The sequence below is a fragment of the Brevibacillus sp. WF146 genome (assembly GCF_001673705.2).
Lineage (GTDB): Bacteria > Bacillota > Bacilli > Brevibacillales > Brevibacillaceae > Brevibacillus > Brevibacillus thermoruber.
This window is the reverse complement of sequence record NZ_CP109943.1, coordinates 4260001-4278181: the sequence shown is the minus strand read 5'-3', so window position 1 is coordinate 4278181 and position 18181 is coordinate 4260001. Positions and strand designations below refer to the sequence as shown.

Sequence of the window (18181 nt, the reverse complement as noted above, 5' to 3'; positions counted from 1 at the left end):
AGGATGACAGGGATGACATACAGGTGGACGCTGTCCGGAGTCGGGGACACCCAGCGCTTTGCCGAGCGTCTGGCCGAACGGCTGCGGCCGGGCGACATTCTGGCGCTGGAGGGCGACCTGGGCGCGGGCAAGACGACATTTACCCAGGGGCTGGCCCGCGGTCTGGGCGTGCGGCAGGTGGTGAACAGTCCGACGTTTACCATCATAAAAGAGTATCAGGGACGGCTGCCGCTTTATCACATGGATGTCTACCGGGTGGGAGACGATGTGGATTCGCTCGGCCTGGACGAGTATTTTTTCGGTGATGGAGTCTGCGTGGTCGAGTGGGCTTCCCTGATCGAGGATGTGCTGCCGCAGGAGCGGCTGACGGTCATCCTGCGAAACGAGGGGGCGGACACCCGCCGTATCGAACTTGTGCCGCAGGGAGAGCGGTATGTGACTTTGTGCGAGGAGTTTGATAGTGATGCGCGTACTGGCGATTGACACGTCCAACCTGGTGTTGAGTGTAGCCGTGGTGGAGGAGGGCCGTGTGCTGGCGGAAGTGACCACCAACCAGCAAAAAAACCACTCCGTCCGCCTGATGGACTGCGTCTCCCGGCTGCTGGACGAGACGGACACGCGGCCGGAACAGCTCTCCGGCATCGGCGTGGCAAAAGGGCCCGGATCGTATACGGGTGTCCGCATCGGCGTCGCCACGGCCAAAAGCATCGCCTGGGCACTGAACCTGCCCGTGGTCGGCGTCTCCAGCCTGCAGGCGGTGGCGCAGAACGCGCTGGGCTTTCCGGGGCTGATCGTTCCCTTGTTTGACGCGCGGCGGGGACAAGTTTACAGCGGAGCGTACCGGACGGCAGGAATGGAGGCAGTCTCGGTTCAGTTGGCCGAACGCATCATCCTGCTCTCCGACTGGCTGCCGCTGCTGCGCGAACAGGCCGCAGGGGAACCGATCCTGTTCCTGGGCGAAGACGTCCGCCTGCATCGGGAGACGATTGCGGCGGTGCTGGGAGATCAAGCCCGGTTTGCTCCGGCTTCGCACAACCATCCGCGGGCGGCCCATATCGGCCTTCTGGCACTGGGCGAGATCGAAAACGCCGGATCGGCGCACGACCTGGTGCCCGAGTATCTGCAGTTGGCGGAAGCGGAAGCAAAGTGGCTGGCCCAAAATCAGGAGGGTTCCCAAAAGGAGTAGAGGCATGGAGCAACAAGAAGCGGTAGGATTTCGCTTTATGACGCTGGCCGACGTACACGCGGTCGCTGAACTGGAGCGGCTGTCGTTTACCACGCCCTGGCCGCCTGACGCGTTTGTCAACGAGCTGACGAGAAACCCCAACGCACGCTACGTTGTTGTCGTGAACCGGGAGAACAAGGTGATCGCCTACTGCGGGATGTGGGTGGTGCTGGACGAGGCGCACATTACCAACGTAGCCGTGCACCCCGACTGGCGGGGGAAAAAGATCGGGGAGCGGCTGATGCGCAAAATGATGGAAGTGGCCGTGGCGTATGGAGCGAAGAGCATGACGCTGGAAGTCCGCCCGTCCAACACCGTGGCCCGCCGCCTGTACGCCAAACTGGGCTTTGAGGAGCGGGGGCTGCGCAAACGGTACTATTCGGACAATAACGAAGACGCGATCATAATGTGGGTGACACTGCAATGAACAAAAGAGAACCTTCCCGCTACGAGGAACGCGTGCGGCAGGCATACCAGGCGCACAAGGAATCGGGGGAACCAACGTACATTTTGGGGATCGAGACGAGCTGCGACGAGACGTCGGCTGCCGTGGTGCAGGACGGCCGCGTCGTGCTTTCCAACGTGATCGCCTCGCAGGCGGACATACACAAACGCTTCGGCGGCGTGGTCCCGGAGGTAGCCTCCCGCCGTCATGTGGAAAACATCACGCTGACGATCGAGGAGGCCTTGACCCGGGCAGGCCGGACGCTGGACGACATCCATGCCATCGCGGTCACCTACGGCCCCGGTATGGTAGGCGCGCTGCTGGTGGGCGTGGCGGCGGCCAAGGCCGTTTCCTTTGCCCGCGGCATCCCCCTGATCGGCGTTCATCACATCGCCGGCCACATCTACGCCAACCGGCTGGTGGAGGAGATGCGGTTTCCACTGGTGGCGCTGGTTGTCTCAGGCGGCCACACCGAGCTGGTCTTGATGAAAGCGCACGGCGAGTACGAGATCCTGGGAGAAACCCGGGACGACGCCGCCGGCGAAGCGTACGACAAAGTGGCGCGGGCGCTGAAGCTGCCCTATCCGGGCGGACCGCACATCGACCGGCTGGCCCGCGAAGGTGAGCCGCGCGTGCCGCTGCCGCGCGCCTGGCTGGAGCCGGACTCCTATGATTTCAGCTTCAGCGGGCTGAAGTCGGCGGTGCTCAATACGCTGCACAACGCTTCGCAGCGGGGCGAGACGATCGATCCCGCCGACCTGGCGGCCAGTTTTCAGGATTCGGTGACCGAGGTGCTGGTGGAAAAAACGATCCGGGCAGCCAGGGAATACGGCGCCCGGCAGGTGCTGCTGGCCGGCGGCGTGGCCGCCAACCGCGGGCTGCGTGAACGCCTGCAGCAGCGCTGCGAGGCGGAGGACGTTGCCCTGGTCATCCCGCCGCTGTCGCTCTGTACCGACAACGCCGCGATGATCGCCGCCGCCGGGTACATCCACTACCAAAAAGGCCAGTTTGCCGGACTTGACCTGAACGGCGTGCCCGGCCTCCCCCTATCGTGATGAAAAGGGCTTGCGGATGTCACTCCGCGGGCTCTTTTTTTCAGAGAGACGCCATCTCGGTGTGGGGAGGCAAGTGATATGTCATGTTTCCTGACATTCATTTGCGAATTTTTCCGAATAATTGTTGACTTTACGAATTTTCATGTTAGAATTTATTACATAAACACTCATCTTCTCTCCATCTCCTCATGGTGACCCAGGTATGGGTCTCTTTTTTTTGCGCAAAAGGCTGAAAACGCCGCCTTTTTGCCTGGCAGAGGCTGATTGGAAGAGAGCGCGCTCGCATTTCACACCTTTATCCACAGACTCTGGATAATTTCCGCTGGATGCGTTCGCCGGCTCCTGTGAATACTGGTGATAACACGAAGAATTGCCGGGAAAATCGACATTTTCCTGTGGATTTTTCTGTGGAATTTGTGGATAAAAGTATCGGTGTTATCAACAGAGGAGGGAGCCTGGTGAGAACAAAAGGGCTGCAGGTGCTCGCGGCATGCCTGCTGCTGGCGTCTGTCGCGAATCCGGAAGCGGCTGCCGCCGCAGTCGCTGTTGGTTCCACTGTGACGGCGGAAAAACCGGTGCGCACAACCGGAGCCGACCATCCGGCGGGCAGGCAGGTGGTGGCGCTGTTCGTGGAGGGGCTGTCGTTTCGGGAGCTGGACCGCCTGCGCGGCTATCCACATGTGGATACGTGGCTGGAGCAGGCGGAGGCGGGCGCGCTCTCCATCCGTACACCGGGGGCGCGGACGGCCGCCAATGGCTACCTGCTGCTCGGCAGCGGCGGACCGGCCGTGTACACGGAGCGCAGCGGAACGGCGTATCACCCGGAGGAACCACTCTCTTCCGGGGAGACGGCAGGCGAGCGCGCCCGGCAGCTCAGTCCGCCGGACGGGGCAGACGTGGCACGCTTCCGGGTCGTGTTTCCCGGCATTTATCGCCTGCACGCGGAAAACCGGGACAAGCCGTACACCGCCCGGATCGGCCTGCTGGGCGAAACGCTCGCCCGCCGCGGCATTCCCGCTGCCAGTTACGGCAGCGGCGATTACGACGACGTGCGTCATCGGCACGCCGTACTCTTTGCCATGGATGAGCGGGGGCGCGTCCCCCGGGGAGATCTCTCCGCCGCTGTCTCGGAGCAAAAGGACGGCTACCCGTACGGCGTGCGCACCCGCTACGACTACCTCGCCGCCCGGATTCGCGCGGACCGCACCTCCGGGCTGATTGCGGTGCAGCTGTCCGACCTGGCCCGCCTCTATCAAATGGCGGACGACATGGACCCGGACCGGTTCGCCCGCCAGTACGAACAGGTGCTGGCCGACCTGGGCGCCTTTTTGGATCGGGTGCTGCGGGAGCGCAGGCCGGAGCAGTTGGTGATGCTGCTGTCGCCCGCGCCGAACGTTCAGGCCCAAAAGGAGAAGGCGCTGCTGACGCCGATCCTGTTGTGGCGGGGAGGAGCGGCGGGGGTGCTCACCTCGGCGACGACCAGACAGGCGGGGGTGGTCAGCGGTCTGGATGTGCTGCCCACCGTCCTGTCATGGCTGCGCGTGCCGCCGCCGGAGGGGCTGTCCGGCCACCTGCTGCGTCTGTCGGCGGAAAAGCGCTTCTCCGATCTGCTGCGCGAAGTGGATCGGATTCACCATATTTACGCCAACCGTTCTTCCGTGCTGTACACGTACGTAATGCTGCAGATCGTGATCCTGGGAGCGGCTTCGCTCTTGTGGCTGTGGGGAAGGCGAACAGGCGGCGAGAGGCTGAACCTGGCGCGCCGCATTGTCCGTCTGGCGCTGCTTTCGATGCTCTGGTTTCCCCTGCTGTTTCTGGCGGAGGGGCTAGTCGGCTGGAAGGTGCCGCCAGCGGTTGTCCTGGGAGCGGTCATCACCGCTGCGATGGCGGGCGGCATGCTGCTGGAACAGGGGCGCTCGCTGCCGGCCGGATTGGCTCTTGTGGCGGGGGTGACCGCGCTGGCGCTGCTGGCGGACGGCATGTTCGGCAATCCGGCGATGCGCCGTTCCTATCTGGGGTACGATCCGGTGATTGGCGCCCGTTTTTACGGGTTGGGCAACGAATACGAAGGGGTGCTGATCGGCAGCGCCATCCTGTTTGCGGCCGCGCTCTGCCAGTGGCGGCGGGACAGGCGGGAGGCGGCGGAGGGAGGGGCCGATCCGCTGTCCGTGACCGTCGGGAGCGGCCTGTTCGGCCTCGTCCTGTATGACATGGCGTCTCCCGGGTTGGGGGCTGACGCCGGCGGGTTCCTGGCCGGTCTGGTCGGGTTTTCCGTGGCGTTTGTCCGGATGCAGGGGTGGCGATTCGGAAAAAAAGGCCTCCTGCTGTTGGCAGGAGGCGTCCTGGCGGGTGCGGTCGTGTTGGCGGGGGCCAGTTTGCTGTCCGTTCAGCCGCCCACTCACATTGGCCGGGCGGCGCAGCAGATCGTCTCGGGGGATTGGACGGAAGTGGCCCGGATCGTGCAGCGCAAACTGGAGATGAACCTGCGGCTCATCCGCGTGTCGGTGTGGAGCAAGGTGTTTGCCGTCTCCCTGGTCGTCCTCGGCCTGCTGGCTCTCTGCAACGATCGCTACCTGCGCCATTTGGCCCGCGATTATCCGTATCTGGTCAAGGGGTTTTCGGGGCTGATCGCCGGCTCCCTGGCCGGCCTTCTGCTCAACGATTCCGGGATCATCACCGCTGCGACCTGCATCGTCTTTCTGGTTGTGCCGGCCTTGTACGCGGCGCTGGGAGAGACGGAGGAGCAGCGCTGCTCCACGTCGTGACCGGCTGACGTCGCCGCATCCGGACGGTTGGCCCCGGCGCAGCCTGTTCCGCAGCCTGTTCGCTGCCGCCTTGCTCCGGTGCCGCCTGTTCGCCGCCGGAGGGAAACGCCGGCGGGGACTCACGCCTCGGAGAGTTCGCTCCATTCCTCGTAGAGCCGCTCCAGCTCCGCCTTCGCCTGCTCGATCAGGTCGTTGCGCTCCTTGGCCTGCACGTGGTCGGTGTACACCTCGGGCAGGCACAGCTCTTCCTCCCATTTGCGGATATCGGCTTCCCGCTGCTGAATGGTTGCCTCGATCTCCTCCAGACGGCGCTGGCGCTGACGCTCGCGCCGTTTTGCCTCTTTGTCCAGCTCGTACGAGGATTTTTCCGGCTGGGAGGCGGCCGCTGTTCCCTGCTTTTTGCCGGAGGGTGCCTGCTGTTCGGCCGCCAGTTCGGCCAACTCCTGTTTTTTCTCCACGTAGTAGTCGTAGTTGCCGAGATAGCTGGTCACCCCATCGGGGGAAAGCTCCAGCACGCGGGTGGCGATCTTGTTCAGGAAGTAGCGGTCGTGGGAGACGAACAGGATCGTGCCCGGGTAATCGTACAGCGCGTTTTCCAGCACTTCCTTGCTGTAGATGTCCAGGTGGTTGGTCGGCTCGTCGAAAATCAGGAAGTTGGCCTGCTTCAGCATCAGCTTGGCCAGCGAGACCCGCGCCCGTTCGCCGCCGGACAGCTCGCCGATGCGCTTCTGCACGTCGTCACCGCTGAACAGAAAGTTGCCCAAGAGGGTGCGGACGTCCTTTTCCGGCATCTGCGGGTACTCGTCCCAGATCTCGTTCAACACGGTGTTCTGCTCGTTGAGATCGCGGTGCTCCTGGTCGTAGTAGCCGATCGTCACGTTGCTGCCGAACTGGATGCTGCCGGAGAGGGCGGGGAGCTTTTGCACGATCGTCTTCAGCAGCGTCGATTTGCCGATGCCGTTGGGGCCGACCAGGGCGACACGCTCTTCCCGCTCGATCTCAAACGTCAGGTGGCGGGAGAGGGCGGCGTTCGGATAGCCGATGCTCAGGTCGGCTGCCTTCATCACGACGTTGCCGCTCATCTTGGCGATCTCAAACGAGAAGTGTACCGATTTGTTCTGCATGACCGGCTTCTCCAGCCGCTCCATCTTTTCCAGCGTCTTGCGCCGGCTCTGCGCCCGTTTGGTCGTGGTCGCCCGGGCGATGTTGCGGGCGATGAAGTCCTCCAGCCGGGCAATCTCCTCCTGCTGCTTCTCGTAGCGTTTCATTTCCTGCTCCAGCCGCGCCGCCTTTTGTTCCAGGAAGCGGCTGTAGTTGCCCACGTACCGGGTGGCGCGGGTGCGCTCGATCTCGTAGACGACGGTCACCAGCTTGTCCAGAAAGTAGCGGTCGTGGGAGACGACGAGGATGGCCCCCTGGTAGTTTTGCAGGTAGGTTTCCAGCCAGGTGAGCGTCTCGATGTCCAGGTAGTTGGTCGGCTCGTCCAGAAGCAGGACGCTGGGGGCCTGAAGCAGCAGCTTGGCCAGGGCGAGGCGGGTCTTCTGCCCGCCGCTCAGCGTTTTGATCGGGGTCTGGCTGTCCATGTCGGCAAACCGCAGCCCGTGCAGGACGCCGCGAATGGCCGCTTCGTAGGCGTAGCCGCCCCGCTCCTTGAACGCCTCGGAACGGCGGGCGTAATCCTCGAGAATCTGCTGATAGCGCTTCTCGTCAGCCAGCACGGCGGGGTCGCCCATCAGCGCCTCCAGCTTCCGCAGTTCCCGCTCTTCCTCCTGCAGGTCGCTGAATACGGAGAGCATCTCGTCCCAGATGGTCCGCTCCGATTCCAGGCCGCTGTCCTGAGCCAGGTAGCCGACGGTGACGTCCTTGGGAATGCGGACGGTTCCGCTGTCATAGCTGAGCTGACCGGCGAGGATTTTCATCAGCGTCGATTTGCCGGCGCCGTTTACGCCGACCAGTCCGACCCGTTCTCCGGTTTGTATTTGCAGGGAGATGTCCTGTAAAATAGTCTCAACCCCGTACGTTTTGTGTATATGTTCAGCTTGAAGCAAAATCATTGCATGTCACCTCTTTTACATACCTGTACCGCAAGCGGGCGGGCGGCGCTTCCCGTGTTCGCGGGCGTCGTCGCAAGCTGCCCTATCAGACAAGTGTAGCGTAGAGAGAGCGCCGGGGACAACCCTCGCGCCTCCCGTGCGCAGGCGCCGAAAAAAGGGAGGGGATCGTTGGGAATGGAACGGGTCAAGGTAAAGCAGGCGTTTCGCCGGCAGATGCTGGCCGAGCGGGCGGCGCTGCCTGCCGGAGAACGGGCGGATCGCTCCCGGGAGGCGTGCCGTCATTTGCTGTCCTTTGCCAAACTGGCGGCGTGCCGGAACGTGATGGCCTTCCATCCGATGCGCGAGGAACTGGACATCGTACCGTTTCTGGACAGCGCCCGTCAAAGGGGACAGGAGGTATGGCTGCCCCTGACCCTCGTGGCGGAGCGCCGGCTGATTCCCTACCGCTATACCGGACCGGACATGCTGCGGCCCGGGGCGTACGGGATCATGGAGCCGGATCCGGCGAAAGCGGAGGAGGCCGATCTGGCGGCGCTGGACGCGGTGCTGGTGCCGGGTGTGGCATTTGACCGGCAGGGGGGACGGATGGGCTACGGCGGCGGATTCTACGACCGGTTTCTCGCCGCGCTGGACCGTAAGCCGATGCTGATCGGGTGCGGCTACCATTTTCAGGTGGTGCCGTCCGTGCCGGTGGAGCCGCATGACGTCCGCCTCGATTACCTCGTGACGGAAGCGGGCGTGCTGGAGACCGGAGCAGCCGATCTGCGCTGAGTGGGCGCCGGTCCGCGGCCGTTTTGTGTCAGGATTGCGTCTTTTCCTCCCGCGCTATCTACAGCGGGAACAAAACAGTGTACAATACAAAAGCAAGGGCAAATGGAGGAATAGGCTGTGAGCAATTGGAAAATTGGCGTCATTTCGGCAAGCGATTCCATCGCAAAAGGAGACCGGGTGGACGATCGAATCCCGATCATCCGCAAGCTGACCCGTGAGTGGCTGCAGGCGGATGTGGCAATTTACCGCGCCGTCTCGGACGACATGGAGGAGCTGAAAGAGCACATGATCGAGCTGGTGGACCGGGAGAAGTGCGATTTGTTGATCGTCACCGGCGGCACGGGGTTGAGTCCCCGCGACGTCACCCCGGAAGTGACGGCGTGGGTGATGGACAGGCCGGTGCCGGGTCTGGCCGAGGAAATGCGTCGGGCCGGATTGCAGCAGTCCCGCCGCGCGATGCTGACCCGCGCTGTCGCGGGTACGCGCGGTAACGCCTTGATCATCAACCTCCCGGGCAATCCCAGAGGCGTGGAAATCTGCTTCAACGCAATCGGAGACATGCTGTCCGACGCCTTGCACATTTTGCAGGGAACGGGAGAGGCCAGCGAAGATTGGGGAGGATTGGGTTGGTAGAGAAACCGAAGCTGAAGGAAGTGCCTGTGCGGGAAGCGGTAGGCATGATGCTTCCCCACGACATGACGCAGATTTTGCCCGGCGAGTTTAAAGGACGCCTGTTCAAAAAAGGGCATGTCATCACCGAAGCGGACATCGAGCCGCTGCTCTCCATCGGCAAGGAGCACATCTACGTGCTGGAGATGCCGGAGGGGTACATTCACGAGGACGACGCGGGCACGCGGATTGCCCGGGCGGTGTCCGGGGACGGACTGACGCTGACCGAGCCTTACGAGGGCAAGGTGTCGATGAAGGCGACCCGGCTGGGTCTGGCGAAGATCAACGAAGAAGCCGTCCACGCGATCAACGCGCTGGAAGGCATCGCCCTGTCCACCATCTACAGCGACCAGGTGGTGCAGCCCGGGCAGACGGTGGCGGCCACGCGGATCATTCCGCTAATCATGGAGGAGGCGCGAATCGTCCGCCTGGAAGAGCTGGCGAAGGGTTTCAGCGGTCCGATCGTGCAGGTGAAGCCGTTTCTCGAGAAGAAAGTGGGATTGGTCACCACCGGCGGTGAAGTGTATTCCGGGCGGATTGCCGACAAGTTCGGCCCCGTCATCCGAGCCAAGGTGGAGGCGCTCGGTTCCCGCGTGACGGAGCAGCGCTTTGCTCCCGACGACAAGGACATGATCGAACGGGAGATCACCCGCTTTCTGGAGGAGGGCGTCGATCTGGTGCTGGTGACCGGCGGGATGTCGGTCGACCCGGACGACCGCACGCCGGGGGCGATTGCCGGCGTTGGAGCGGAGGTGGTCCGTTACGGCACGCCGATGCTGCCCGGCTCCATGCTGATGGTGGCCTACAAGGGCGACGTGCCGATTCTGGGCCTGCCCGGAGCGGTGATGCACGAGCCGTTTACCTCGTTTGACGTGTTTTTGCCCCGGATCCTGGCCGGCGAGCGGATCGTCGAGTCGGACATGACCCGGTTGGGATACGGAGGATTGCGCAAGTGCTAGCTGGCAACACTGTTGGATGACAGGAGAAAAGGAGTGAACGTGGATGAGTTCGATTGGGATTCCTGGGTTGATCTTGATTCTGCTGCTCGCCCTGGTGCTGTTTGGCCCCAAGAAGCTGCCGGAGCTGGGACGCGCGGTGGGTCACACGCTGAAGGAGTTTAAAAACGCCACCCGCGGCCTGACCAAGGACGACGATGACGAAGACGAGGCCAAGTTGAAGGAACAGCCCGCCAAGGCCGTGATTACCGAAAAGGACGCGTTTGACCGCGAGAAGCTGGAGCGGGAAATTCGCGAGCGGCTGGAGCGCGAACGCCTGGAAAAGGAGATTCGGGAAAAGCTGGAGCAGGAGCGGCTGCAGGCCGAAAGCGGACAGCCCAAGGCGTAACCGGGTCAGGTGGTGGACATGTCGGACGATCGCGAAATGACCGTGGTGGAGCACCTGACCGAGCTGCGCAGGCGGATTATCTGGGTGCTGGTTGTATTTGTTGCTGCATTGATTGCCGGTTTTTTTGTCGCCGGCCCTCTTATCGAATATCTGAAGGAAAAGCCGATCACCGAGGGAGTCCCGCTCGTCTCCCTGCACCCTTCCGACGCGCTGCGGGTGTACATGCAGTTCGCCTTTTTGGTCGGAGTGGTGGTGACGCTGCCGTTTGCGCTGTATCAGACCTGGCTGTTCGTCTCGCCGGGGCTTCGCGCCAACGAGCGGCGCGTGACGCTGATGTTCATCCCGGCCGCGTGCGTGCTGTTCGTCGTCGGCATCCTGTTTGGCTACTATGTGGTGTTTCCGATGGTGATGCAGTTCGTCAGCGGTATCTCGATGGGGATGGACGTCAAGCCGAACTACGGGATCGCCGAGTACTTCGGTTTCCTGGTGAACATGGTGATTCCGTTCGGGCTGCTGTTTCAACTGCCCATTGTCGTCATGTTCCTGACCCGGCTGCGCATCCTCAACCCGATGCGGCTGGCGAAGATTCGCCGCTTTGCCTACTTCGGGCTGGCGGTGGTGGGGATTACGCTGACGCCGCCCGAGATTGTCAGCGACATCCTGGTGACGATCCCGCTCCTGCTCCTCTACGAGCTGAGCATCTGGCTGTCGCGGATCGTCTACCGCAAACAACTGAAAGAGGACGAGGACTGGGAAAAAGAATACGGATGGGAAGCGGACGAAGCGGTTCGCTGATGCGTGCGAAGTCCCCTGCCGGAAGCGGCGGGGGACTTTTTTCTTCTACTTTTGGATGCGGCCGGGCATACTACTACGGGAAAAAAACGGGAGGTGCGTACATCCATGTGGCTGATTCTCTGTCTGGCCCTGCTGGTCTCTCCACTGCAAACGGGAGCGGCCAAAGCGGAAGCGGCCGAGCAGGTAGAGCTGTTTGACACGGACAAGGAGCGGGTGGTGGACACCTTTGACAACACGGAGGCGTTTCAGACGGAAGCCCAGGCCCTCCTGAACAGTGTAAGCGGGCGGGTGCAGGAGCTGAACCCGCCGCTGGAACACGCGATGATCGTCAAAATCCCGCTGGTGCCGCCGAGGCAGTTGGTTCACCGGCCATCGAAGATCGACGCGGCCATCGCCGAGATCTTTGTCGTCATGCCCAAGGCGGGCAGCCGCCGCCCCTGGATGATTTTGCACACCAAGGAGTACGAGACCCTGGTCGTCGAGTTTGGCGGCGAGGTGGGTGGGCTGAAAAGGCTGGTCCGCCTGCGGGACTGAAGGCGCGGCTTACCCACGGGCCAGGACTAGGCGAAAGGGGCCAACGGGACGGACAGTTCCCGCCCTTATTGTTTGAGCGTGAGAAACGTCTGGGTGTAGTAGTCGGTCGCCACGCCCACACCCAGTTGGGCGAATCCTTTTTCCAGCACGTTTTTGCGGTGGCCGGGGCTGTTCATCCAGCTCTCGTGGGCTTCGATGGCGTCCGGGTACCCGGCGGCGATGTTTTCTCCCGCCATGCTGTAGGCGATCCCTGCCTGCTGCAGCCGCTCGAACGGATTCAGGCCGGTGGTGGCGGAGACGTGGTCGAAAAAGCCGTGGCTCTCCATGTCCAGGCTGTGCTGCCGCGCGACGCGGGCGGCCTGTTCGCTCCAGGAAAGCGGGGGCAGCTTGTAGCGGTAGCGGACGACGTTGACCAGGTCGAGCACCTGACGCTCCATCGCGGCGTTCACCTGCTCCCGCTCTTTTACGCTCAACGGAGGGGGATCGAAATCGGGGGCCTCGCCCTGATACGTCCACTTGGTTTCGTAAAAGCCGCCGCGCAGCAGCATCAGCGTGTCAATCAGGCGGATGGCTGTCACTTTGTCGCCGTTCTGCTTGTCCAGGTAAAAGATGTGGGGAATACCGTCGACGATTGCCAGCGGCCGCTGGTATTTTTGGTTGGTGATCTGCACCTGGGCGTTCATGTAGGAAAACGAGACGGTATGGCCGATGTCGTAGTGGCGGACCAGAGCCGGCAGGCTGGTGCCGATGGCGGCATCGCCCGTCTTGGCCTGGGGCGCGTTGGAGTAGACGTCCACCACCTTGCCGTCGCTGATGCCCACCTGGAGGTAACGGGCCGGGTCGCGGTTGTAGATCCACCACTGGTACCCCAGACCGCTTGGCTCCTGACGCGCCGGCTTGCCGAGCACACGGATCACCTGCTCGGCCGGCATGCCGAGGGAAATGCCGAACAGGCTGTAGGGAGCGTTCGGAGCGGGACGTGCGCTCACGTTCGAAACTGGTGCCGCCGCCGCTGCCGCTGACCGGGCGGGCGGAAGTTGGACCGCGGCAGGACCCGCCTGCTGGGGCGAAGGGCGTTTTGTTGCCGCCCCCGGCTCTTGTCCCAGCCAGGCGGAATGGCTAGCCTCGTCCCTGCCTGTTGGCTTGTTCAGATGGCGGCCGATCAGGGACAGGGGAACATAGGTGGTTCCCTTGTATTCCAGCGCGGCGGGAAGGTGGCGGGTGCCGTCGTAAAAATACCCGGACGGATCACTGCCCGTCATGGCCTTGCCGTCCCAATATAGCGTGGTCGGCTGAACGTTGACGCGGATGGCGGACGAATCGCCCGCGGTGAGAAAATGGCCGATGCCCGCGACGAAGAGGGCGAACACGCCGATCCAGATCCATTTGCGCATGCAGGTTCCCTCCTTGGATGGCTTGTCTGATTCCATGGTTTATCTATATGAACAAGCCGGTCTGGTAGAACCGAAAATCTAGCAAACGCAGAAGAAAAAACCCGCCAAAATGAGAGGGGAAAGAGAGCGGGCCATTTGGAAAAAAGTGAGGGAAACCACTTGCAAAGTACATAGGGATTCATTATTATAGGTAGTGGGTGTTAGCACTCCCCTCGATCGAGTGCTAACAACAAAAATCTTCATGAACCTACATTTTAAGGAGGGTGTTTTTTGTGCTGAAGCCATTGGGTGACCGTGTGGTAATCGAACCAATCTCCAAAGAAGAGACGACCGCAAGCGGTATCGTTCTCCCTGACACTGCGAAGGAGAAACCGCAAGAAGGACGCGTTATCGCAGTCGGTTCCGGTCGTGTTTCCGACAACGGCGAGCGCATCGCGCTGGAAGTGAAGGAAGGCGACAAGGTGATCTTCTCCAAATACGCCGGCACCGAAGTAAAAGTGGACAACAAAGAATACCTCGTGCTCCGCGAATCCGATATCCTCGCGATCATCGGCTAAGGCTTTTCACATAAGGAACGTACGGAAAACACATAACGCAGGAGGTTGAGTTTGAGATGGCAAAACAAATCAAGTTCTCTGAAGACGCACGCCGCGCGATGCTTCGCGGGGTGGAAACACTGGCTAACGCCGTGAAAGTAACCCTCGGCCCGAAAGGCCGCAACGTGGTTCTGGAGAAAAAATTCGGCTCTCCGCTGATCACCAACGACGGTGTGACCATCGCGAAGGAGATCGAGCTGGAAGACGCTTATGAAAATATGGGTGCGCAGCTCGTAAAAGAAGTTGCGACCAAAACCAACGACATCGCAGGTGACGGTACGACCACCGCTACCGTTCTGGCTTATGCGATGATCCGCGAAGGTCTGAAAAACGTAACCGCCGGCGCCAACCCGATGGTTGTTCGTCGCGGTATGGAAAAAGCGGTACGCGCTGCCGTGGAAGAAATCAAGTCCATCGCGAAACCGGTGGAAAGCAAAGCGGCTATCGCGCAAGTTGCGTCCATTTCCGCTGACAGCAAAGAAGTGGGCGAACTGATCGCTGAAGCAATGGAAAAAGTGGGCAAAGACGGCGTTATCACCGTCGAAGAGTCCAAAGGCTTCACGACCGAGCTGGAAGTTGTTGAAGGTATGCAGTTCGACCGCGGCTACGCTTCCCCGTACATGATCACCGACACCGACAAGATGGAAGCGGTTCTGAAAGAGCCGTACATCCTGATCACCGACAAGAAGATCTCCAACATCCAAGAGATCCTGCCGGTGCTGGAGCAAGTGGTACAAAGCGGCAAACCGCTCCTGATCATCGCGGAAGACGTGGAAGGCGAAGCGCTGGCTACCCTCGTAGTCAACAAGCTGCGCGGTACCTTCACTGCTGTTGCCGTTAAGGCACCTGGCTTCGGCGACCGCCGCAAAGCTATGCTGCAAGACATCGCCATCCTGACCGGCGGTGAAGTGATCACCGAAGAACTGGGTCTGGAACTGAAATCCACCAAACTGCAACAACTGGGCCGCGCTGGTAAAGTTGTTGTTACCAAAGAAACCACCACGATTGTGGAAGGTGCAGGCGACAAGGCTGCAATCGAAAGCCGCGTTGCTCAAATCCGTCAACAAATCGAAGACACCACGTCCGACTTCGACCGTGAAAAACTGCAAGAGCGCCTGGCAAAACTGGCTGGCGGCGTAGCAGTGATCAAAGTCGGTGCGGCTACCGAAACCGAACTGAAAGAGAAAAAACTGCGCATCGAGGACGCGCTCAACTCCACTCGCGCTGCAGTGGAAGAGGGTATCGTTCCTGGCGGCGGTACCACGCTCGTCAACGCGATCAAAGCGGTTGAGAAAGTGGTTGCCGAGGGCGAAGAAGCAGTGGGTGTGCAAATCGTGCTGCGCGCACTGGAAGAGCCGGTTCGTCAAATCGCTGCGAACGCAGGTCTGGAAGGCTCCGTCATCGTGGAGCGCCTGAAAAAAGAACCGGTTGGCATCGGCTTCAACGCTGCTACCGAAGAATGGGTAAACATGATCGAAGCAGGTATCGTGGACGCTGCGAAAGTTACCCGTTCCGCTCTGTCCAACGCTGCATCCGTAGCGGCTATGTTCCTGACTACGGAAGCCGTTGTGGCTGACAAACCGGAAGAGTCCAAAGCGGGCAACGGCATGCCGGACATGGGCGGCATGGGCATGATGTAAGAATCGGATTACCGATTCGGAAAGAGAGGCAGACAGTAGGTCTGTCTCTCTTTTTTATGAGAAAGCATGCCTGGGTTGGTTGTTTTACCAGTTTATTTTTCTGAATAGTATAAATATTTTACTGAAAAAATATTTCATATACTCAAAATAAAATGTAAAATAATACTTCAGGAATAAGCTGACAGAGAGACAAGCGAAAAAATGGACAAGGAGGCGATTCACAATGAAACGAGCAGGAGTCTGGCTGTTTTGTGCATGTCTGGTGTTCGTCCTGGCTGCTTGCAGCGGCAGTCCGTCGTCGACTGCGGGCGATCAGTCAAGCGGGAACGCTCAGCCGGGAGCTGAACCGGCAAAAGGGGAGACGGTGGAACTGGTCATGTACAGTTGGCGGCCGGAAGACAAGGACGCGTACGCCGCGTTCATTGCCGAGTTTGAAAAGCGGCATCCCGGGATCAAGGTGAAGTTTAAACCGTTCAAATCGACCGAGTACAACACCATCCTGACCAACTCCCTCACCTCCGGAACCGGACCGGACATCGTGCAGCTTCGTCCGTATGCGGGCACCCGCGCGATGGCCGACGCCGGGTATCTGCTGCCGCTGGACGACCTCAAAGGGATCCAGGAGATTCCGCAGTCGTACCTGGACGCAGCCCGGGGCAGCGACCACAAGGTGTACGGCGTCCCGCTGTCGATCAACTCCGCTGTTATCTTTTACAACAAAAAGCTGTTTGCCGACAACGGCCTGCAGCCTCCGCAAACCTGGGACGAATTTCTCCAGGTGTGTCGCGCACTCCAGCAAAAGGGAATCATTCCGATCGCGCAGTCCGGCAAAGCGGCCTATCTGCTCTCCATCACGCACAGCGTCATTGGCATCAGCGCGTACGGCGGCGGCGACTTCGTGGACAAGATGGTGAAGGGCGAGACCACCTTCAAAGATCCGGCGTTTCTCGATTCGATCAAAAAGATGCAGGAACTGGCACCATTTTTCCCGCCCGATTTTGTGGGAATCGACGACAAGGACGCGCAGGCGCTGTTCTACACGGGCAAAGCGGCCATGTACATCAACGGCAGCTACCGGCTGGAAACGTTTGAAAAGCAAAACCCCGACATGCCGCTGGACGTGATCCCGTCCCTGGCCAAAGAGAAAGGCGGCGACACCCCGATCGTCAACTGGGTGGACGGCTCCTACGGCGTAGTCAAGGCGTCCAGGCATCCGGAAGAGGCGAAGCTGTTCATGGAGTTCCTCGCGTCCAGGGAGTTTGGCCAACTGTTCAGCGACGAACTGAACCGCGTCAGCCCCATTCCCGGCGTGACCCCCAAGCATCCGCTGGTGCAAAAGATGACGCAGCTCAGCGAAACCAGCATGGTGCCGTTCCTGATGCTCGTTCATTTCGGGGAGGGCACGCCGACCACGAAAACCGCGTTTGAGGATTCGCTGCAGGGCATGTACATCAACAAGCTCACCGTCGAACAGGTGGCGGAGGCGACCCAGGCATCCGCCGACAAGTGGTTCGCGCCGAAGAAGTAGCGGCGCACCGGATGAAAACAAAACAGGCAGAGGTACAGTCAGGCCGGATCGCTTGGCTGTACCCTGTCTTTCGGGAGGTGTTCACCCATGGCAGTGTTGGAGAAATCGAGCGAGGTGAAGCGGCAGGCCTCTCCGCGTCGGGGCATGAACGGGAGCAAGCACCTGGTTCACCTGTTCCTGCTGCCGGCCTTGGTCATTTACGTGTGGTTTCAGGTGTATCCCATCTTCTCCGCGTTTCTGAACAGCTTTTACGCCTGGGACGGATTGAAGCGGGGCGCGTTTATCGGTCTGGACAATTTCGTGCGCCTGTTTACCGAATCGCCGTTCAAGGAGATGTTTTTCCGCGGGTTCGGTCACAACGTCATCTTTTTTGCGGGCACGATCGTCGCCAAGCTGGCGGTCGCGTTCCTGCTCGCGCTTATGATCAACAGCAGGATTCGCGGCAAGGAGTTTTTCAAAACGGTCTTTTTCCTGCCCAAGCTGCTGTCGGTGATCGTCGTCGGCTTCCTGTTCAGCCTGATTCTGAACCCAACGTACGGCGCGCTGAACACATTTTTGAAGCATGTCGGACTGGAAGAATGGGCCCGCCCCTGGCTGGGGGATCCGGACACAGCCCTCTACGCGATCATCCTCGTCAACAGTTGGTACGGCCTCGGGTTTGCCGTGCTGATCTTCCTGGCCGGTCTGCAGGCCATCCCGGCGGAAATCTACGATGCCGCCAAAATGGACGGGGCCTCCGGGCTGACCATGCTGCTGCGCATTACCCTGCCGCTGGCGATGCCGTCGGTCATGGTGATGACGATTTTGACGTTCATCGGCTCGTTCGAGACGTTTGAGCTGATCTTTGCCATGCAGGGCTCGCAAGGCGGACCCTACTATTCCACGGACGTGCTGGCCACGTACTTCTACCGGTTGGCCTTCGGGTCGGTGGAGGGGGGCGAGTCCATCGGGCTGGGGTCGGCGCTGGCTGTTGTGCTGTTCCTGATGATTTCCAGCGCGACGGCGGTGCTGCTCTTTTTCTTCAAGCGCAAGGAATACGAACTGTAGGAGGACGACCATGACGGCAAGGCTCGGACAGTTTGCGAAGTATCTGGTGCTGCTGGTTTTTTCCTTTTTGGCGCTGTATCCCGTCTTTCTGATGATCGCGTCGTCGTTCAAAACCAATCTGGAGATCCTCACGTCGCCGCTCGGCCTGCCCGCTTCGCTTTCCTTGGAAAACTACAAGCTGGTGTGGGAGAAGGTGAACTTTGGCGCATATGTATGGAACAGCGTCTACGTGAGCGGGCTGTCTGTCTTGTTGATCCTGTTTCTCTCGTCGCTGGCCGCTTTCTACCTGTCCCGCTATCCGTTTCGCTGGAATCCGTAC

At 60.8% G+C, this 18181-nt stretch carries 18 protein-coding genes (1 of these 18 cut by a window edge); 16 read left to right on the top strand and 2 right to left on the bottom strand.

The features are described from left to right. The first annotated feature begins 12 nt into the window (after window positions 1-12). The 5 genes from tsaE (at window position 13) to A6764_RS21220 (ending at window position 5490) form a co-directional block, all read left to right on the top strand. Window positions 13-483, top strand: a complete 471-nt coding sequence (gene tsaE / locus A6764_RS21240; protein ID WP_065068243.1) for a tRNA (adenosine(37)-N6)-threonylcarbamoyltransferase complex ATPase subunit type 1 TsaE — start codon at window positions 13-15, stop codon at window positions 481-483. Further along, complete coding sequence (gene tsaB, locus A6764_RS21235; RefSeq protein WP_029101014.1) at window positions 464-1186, top strand: tRNA (adenosine(37)-N6)-threonylcarbamoyltransferase complex dimerization subunit type 1 TsaB; 723 nt, start codon at window positions 464-466, stop codon at window positions 1184-1186. The genes tsaE and tsaB overlap by 20 nt, the downstream gene beginning before the upstream one ends. Window positions 1187-1190: 4 nt before the next feature. Beyond that, the gene (rimI, locus tag A6764_RS21230) at window positions 1191-1652 is read left to right on the top strand and encodes a ribosomal protein S18-alanine N-acetyltransferase (protein ID WP_029101015.1); all 462 of its coding nucleotides are present in this window, start codon (window positions 1191-1193) and stop codon (window positions 1650-1652) included. Then, window positions 1649-2725, top strand: a complete 1077-nt coding sequence (gene tsaD, locus A6764_RS21225) for a tRNA (adenosine(37)-N6)-threonylcarbamoyltransferase complex transferase subunit TsaD (protein WP_065068242.1) — start codon at window positions 1649-1651, stop codon at window positions 2723-2725. The genes rimI and tsaD overlap by 4 nt, the downstream gene beginning before the upstream one ends. A gap of 458 nt (window positions 2726-3183) precedes the next feature. Beyond that, window positions 3184-5490: a hypothetical protein gene (locus tag A6764_RS21220; protein WP_264622350.1), complete on the top strand. Its 2307-nt coding sequence runs from the start codon at window positions 3184-3186 to the stop codon at window positions 5488-5490. Between the two features lie 119 nt (window positions 5491-5609). Here the strand turns inward: A6764_RS21220 and A6764_RS21215 are convergent, their stop codons facing one another. After that, on the bottom strand, window positions 5610-7544 hold the full coding sequence (locus A6764_RS21215) for an ABC-F family ATP-binding cassette domain-containing protein (protein ID WP_065068240.1): 1935 nt from the start codon (window positions 7542-7544) through the stop codon (window positions 5610-5612). A gap of 174 nt (window positions 7545-7718) precedes the next feature. Between A6764_RS21215 and A6764_RS21210 the strand changes: the two genes are divergently transcribed. From A6764_RS21210 to A6764_RS21185, 6 genes are all read left to right on the top strand, one after another. Next, on the top strand, window positions 7719-8315 hold the full coding sequence (locus tag A6764_RS21210; RefSeq protein WP_065068239.1) for a 5-formyltetrahydrofolate cyclo-ligase: 597 nt from the start codon (window positions 7719-7721) through the stop codon (window positions 8313-8315). A gap of 117 nt (window positions 8316-8432) precedes the next feature. After that, window positions 8433-8948 (top strand): MogA/MoaB family molybdenum cofactor biosynthesis protein, encoded by a 516-nt coding sequence (locus tag A6764_RS21205; RefSeq protein WP_029101019.1) that lies wholly within the window; start codon window positions 8433-8435, stop codon window positions 8946-8948. Next, window positions 8942-9943 carry a molybdopterin-binding protein gene (locus A6764_RS21200; RefSeq protein WP_065068238.1) on the top strand — a complete coding sequence of 334 codons (1002 nt, stop codon included), beginning with the start codon at window positions 8942-8944 and terminating at the stop codon, window positions 9941-9943. The genes A6764_RS21205 and A6764_RS21200 overlap by 7 nt, the downstream gene beginning before the upstream one ends. 43 nt (window positions 9944-9986) lie before the next feature. Next, a complete protein-coding gene (tatA, locus tag A6764_RS21195; protein ID WP_029101021.1) occupies window positions 9987-10328 on the top strand; it encodes a twin-arginine translocase TatA/TatE family subunit in 342 nt (113 codons plus the stop codon). An 18-nt stretch (window positions 10329-10346) separates the two neighbouring features. After that, window positions 10347-11123: a twin-arginine translocase subunit TatC gene (gene tatC / locus A6764_RS21190; RefSeq protein ID WP_065068237.1), complete on the top strand. Its 777-nt coding sequence runs from the start codon at window positions 10347-10349 to the stop codon at window positions 11121-11123. Between the two features lie 105 nt (window positions 11124-11228). Beyond that, window positions 11229-11657 (top strand): hypothetical protein, encoded by a 429-nt coding sequence (locus tag A6764_RS21185; protein ID WP_035299245.1) that lies wholly within the window; start codon window positions 11229-11231, stop codon window positions 11655-11657. Window positions 11658-11722: 65 nt separating this feature from the next. Here the strand turns inward: A6764_RS21185 and A6764_RS21180 are convergent, their stop codons facing one another. Further along, window positions 11723-13051 carry a CAP domain-containing protein gene (locus tag A6764_RS21180; RefSeq protein WP_065068236.1) on the bottom strand — a complete coding sequence of 443 codons (1329 nt, stop codon included), beginning with the start codon at window positions 13049-13051 and terminating at the stop codon, window positions 11723-11725. Between the two features lie 272 nt (window positions 13052-13323). On the opposite strand from A6764_RS21180, the gene groES reads away from it, so the two are divergent. From groES to A6764_RS21155, 5 genes are all read left to right on the top strand, one after another. After that, window positions 13324-13608, top strand: a complete 285-nt coding sequence (gene groES, locus A6764_RS21175; protein ID WP_029101025.1) for a co-chaperone GroES — start codon at window positions 13324-13326, stop codon at window positions 13606-13608. A 56-nt stretch (window positions 13609-13664) separates the two neighbouring features. Beyond that, on the top strand, window positions 13665-15287 hold the full coding sequence (gene groL, locus A6764_RS21170) for a chaperonin GroEL (RefSeq protein WP_029101026.1): 1623 nt from the start codon (window positions 13665-13667) through the stop codon (window positions 15285-15287). Between the two features lie 223 nt (window positions 15288-15510). Beyond that, entirely contained in the window at window positions 15511-16815 is a 1305-nt protein-coding gene (locus A6764_RS21165; RefSeq protein ID WP_065068235.1) for an ABC transporter substrate-binding protein, read from the top strand. Window positions 16816-16902: 87 nt separating this feature from the next. After that, window positions 16903-17862 carry a carbohydrate ABC transporter permease gene (locus A6764_RS21160; RefSeq protein WP_083989937.1) on the top strand — a complete coding sequence of 320 codons (960 nt, stop codon included), beginning with the start codon at window positions 16903-16905 and terminating at the stop codon, window positions 17860-17862. A gap of 10 nt (window positions 17863-17872) precedes the next feature. Beyond that, window positions 17873-18181 carry the start of a carbohydrate ABC transporter permease gene (locus A6764_RS21155; RefSeq protein ID WP_044899829.1) on the top strand. The gene runs 513 nt beyond the window's last position, so only the first 309 of its 822 coding nucleotides appear in the window; its start codon is at window positions 17873-17875; its stop codon lies beyond the right edge, outside the window.

What these genes read in the sequence shown, in the direction of transcription:
- tsaE (WP_065068243.1), top strand. Translation starts at nt 13, where the DNA reads ATGACATACAGGTGGACGCTGTCCGGAGTCGGGGACACCCAGCGCTTT.
- tsaB (WP_029101014.1), top strand. Translation starts at nt 464, where the DNA reads ATGCGCGTACTGGCGATTGACACGTCCAACCTGGTGTTGAGTGTAGCC.
- rimI (WP_029101015.1), top strand. Translation starts at nt 1,191, where the DNA reads ATGGAGCAACAAGAAGCGGTAGGATTTCGCTTTATGACGCTGGCCGAC.
- tsaD (WP_065068242.1), top strand. Translation starts at nt 1,649, where the DNA reads ATGAACAAAAGAGAACCTTCCCGCTACGAGGAACGCGTGCGGCAGGCA.
- A6764_RS21215 (WP_065068240.1), bottom strand. Translation starts at nt 7,544, where the DNA reads ATGATTTTGCTTCAAGCTGAACATATACACAAAACGTACGGGGTTGAG.
- A6764_RS21210 (WP_065068239.1), top strand. Translation starts at nt 7,719, where the DNA reads ATGGAACGGGTCAAGGTAAAGCAGGCGTTTCGCCGGCAGATGCTGGCC.
- tatA (WP_029101021.1), top strand. Translation starts at nt 9,987, where the DNA reads ATGAGTTCGATTGGGATTCCTGGGTTGATCTTGATTCTGCTGCTCGCC.
- tatC (WP_065068237.1), top strand. Translation starts at nt 10,347, where the DNA reads ATGTCGGACGATCGCGAAATGACCGTGGTGGAGCACCTGACCGAGCTG.
- A6764_RS21185 (WP_035299245.1), top strand. Translation starts at nt 11,229, where the DNA reads ATGTGGCTGATTCTCTGTCTGGCCCTGCTGGTCTCTCCACTGCAAACG.
- A6764_RS21180 (WP_065068236.1), bottom strand. Translation starts at nt 13,051, where the DNA reads ATGCGCAAATGGATCTGGATCGGCGTGTTCGCCCTCTTCGTCGCGGGC.
- groL (WP_029101026.1), top strand. Translation starts at nt 13,665, where the DNA reads ATGGCAAAACAAATCAAGTTCTCTGAAGACGCACGCCGCGCGATGCTT.
- A6764_RS21165 (WP_065068235.1), top strand. Translation starts at nt 15,511, where the DNA reads ATGAAACGAGCAGGAGTCTGGCTGTTTTGTGCATGTCTGGTGTTCGTC.
- A6764_RS21160 (WP_083989937.1), top strand. Translation starts at nt 16,903, where the DNA reads ATGGCAGTGTTGGAGAAATCGAGCGAGGTGAAGCGGCAGGCCTCTCCG.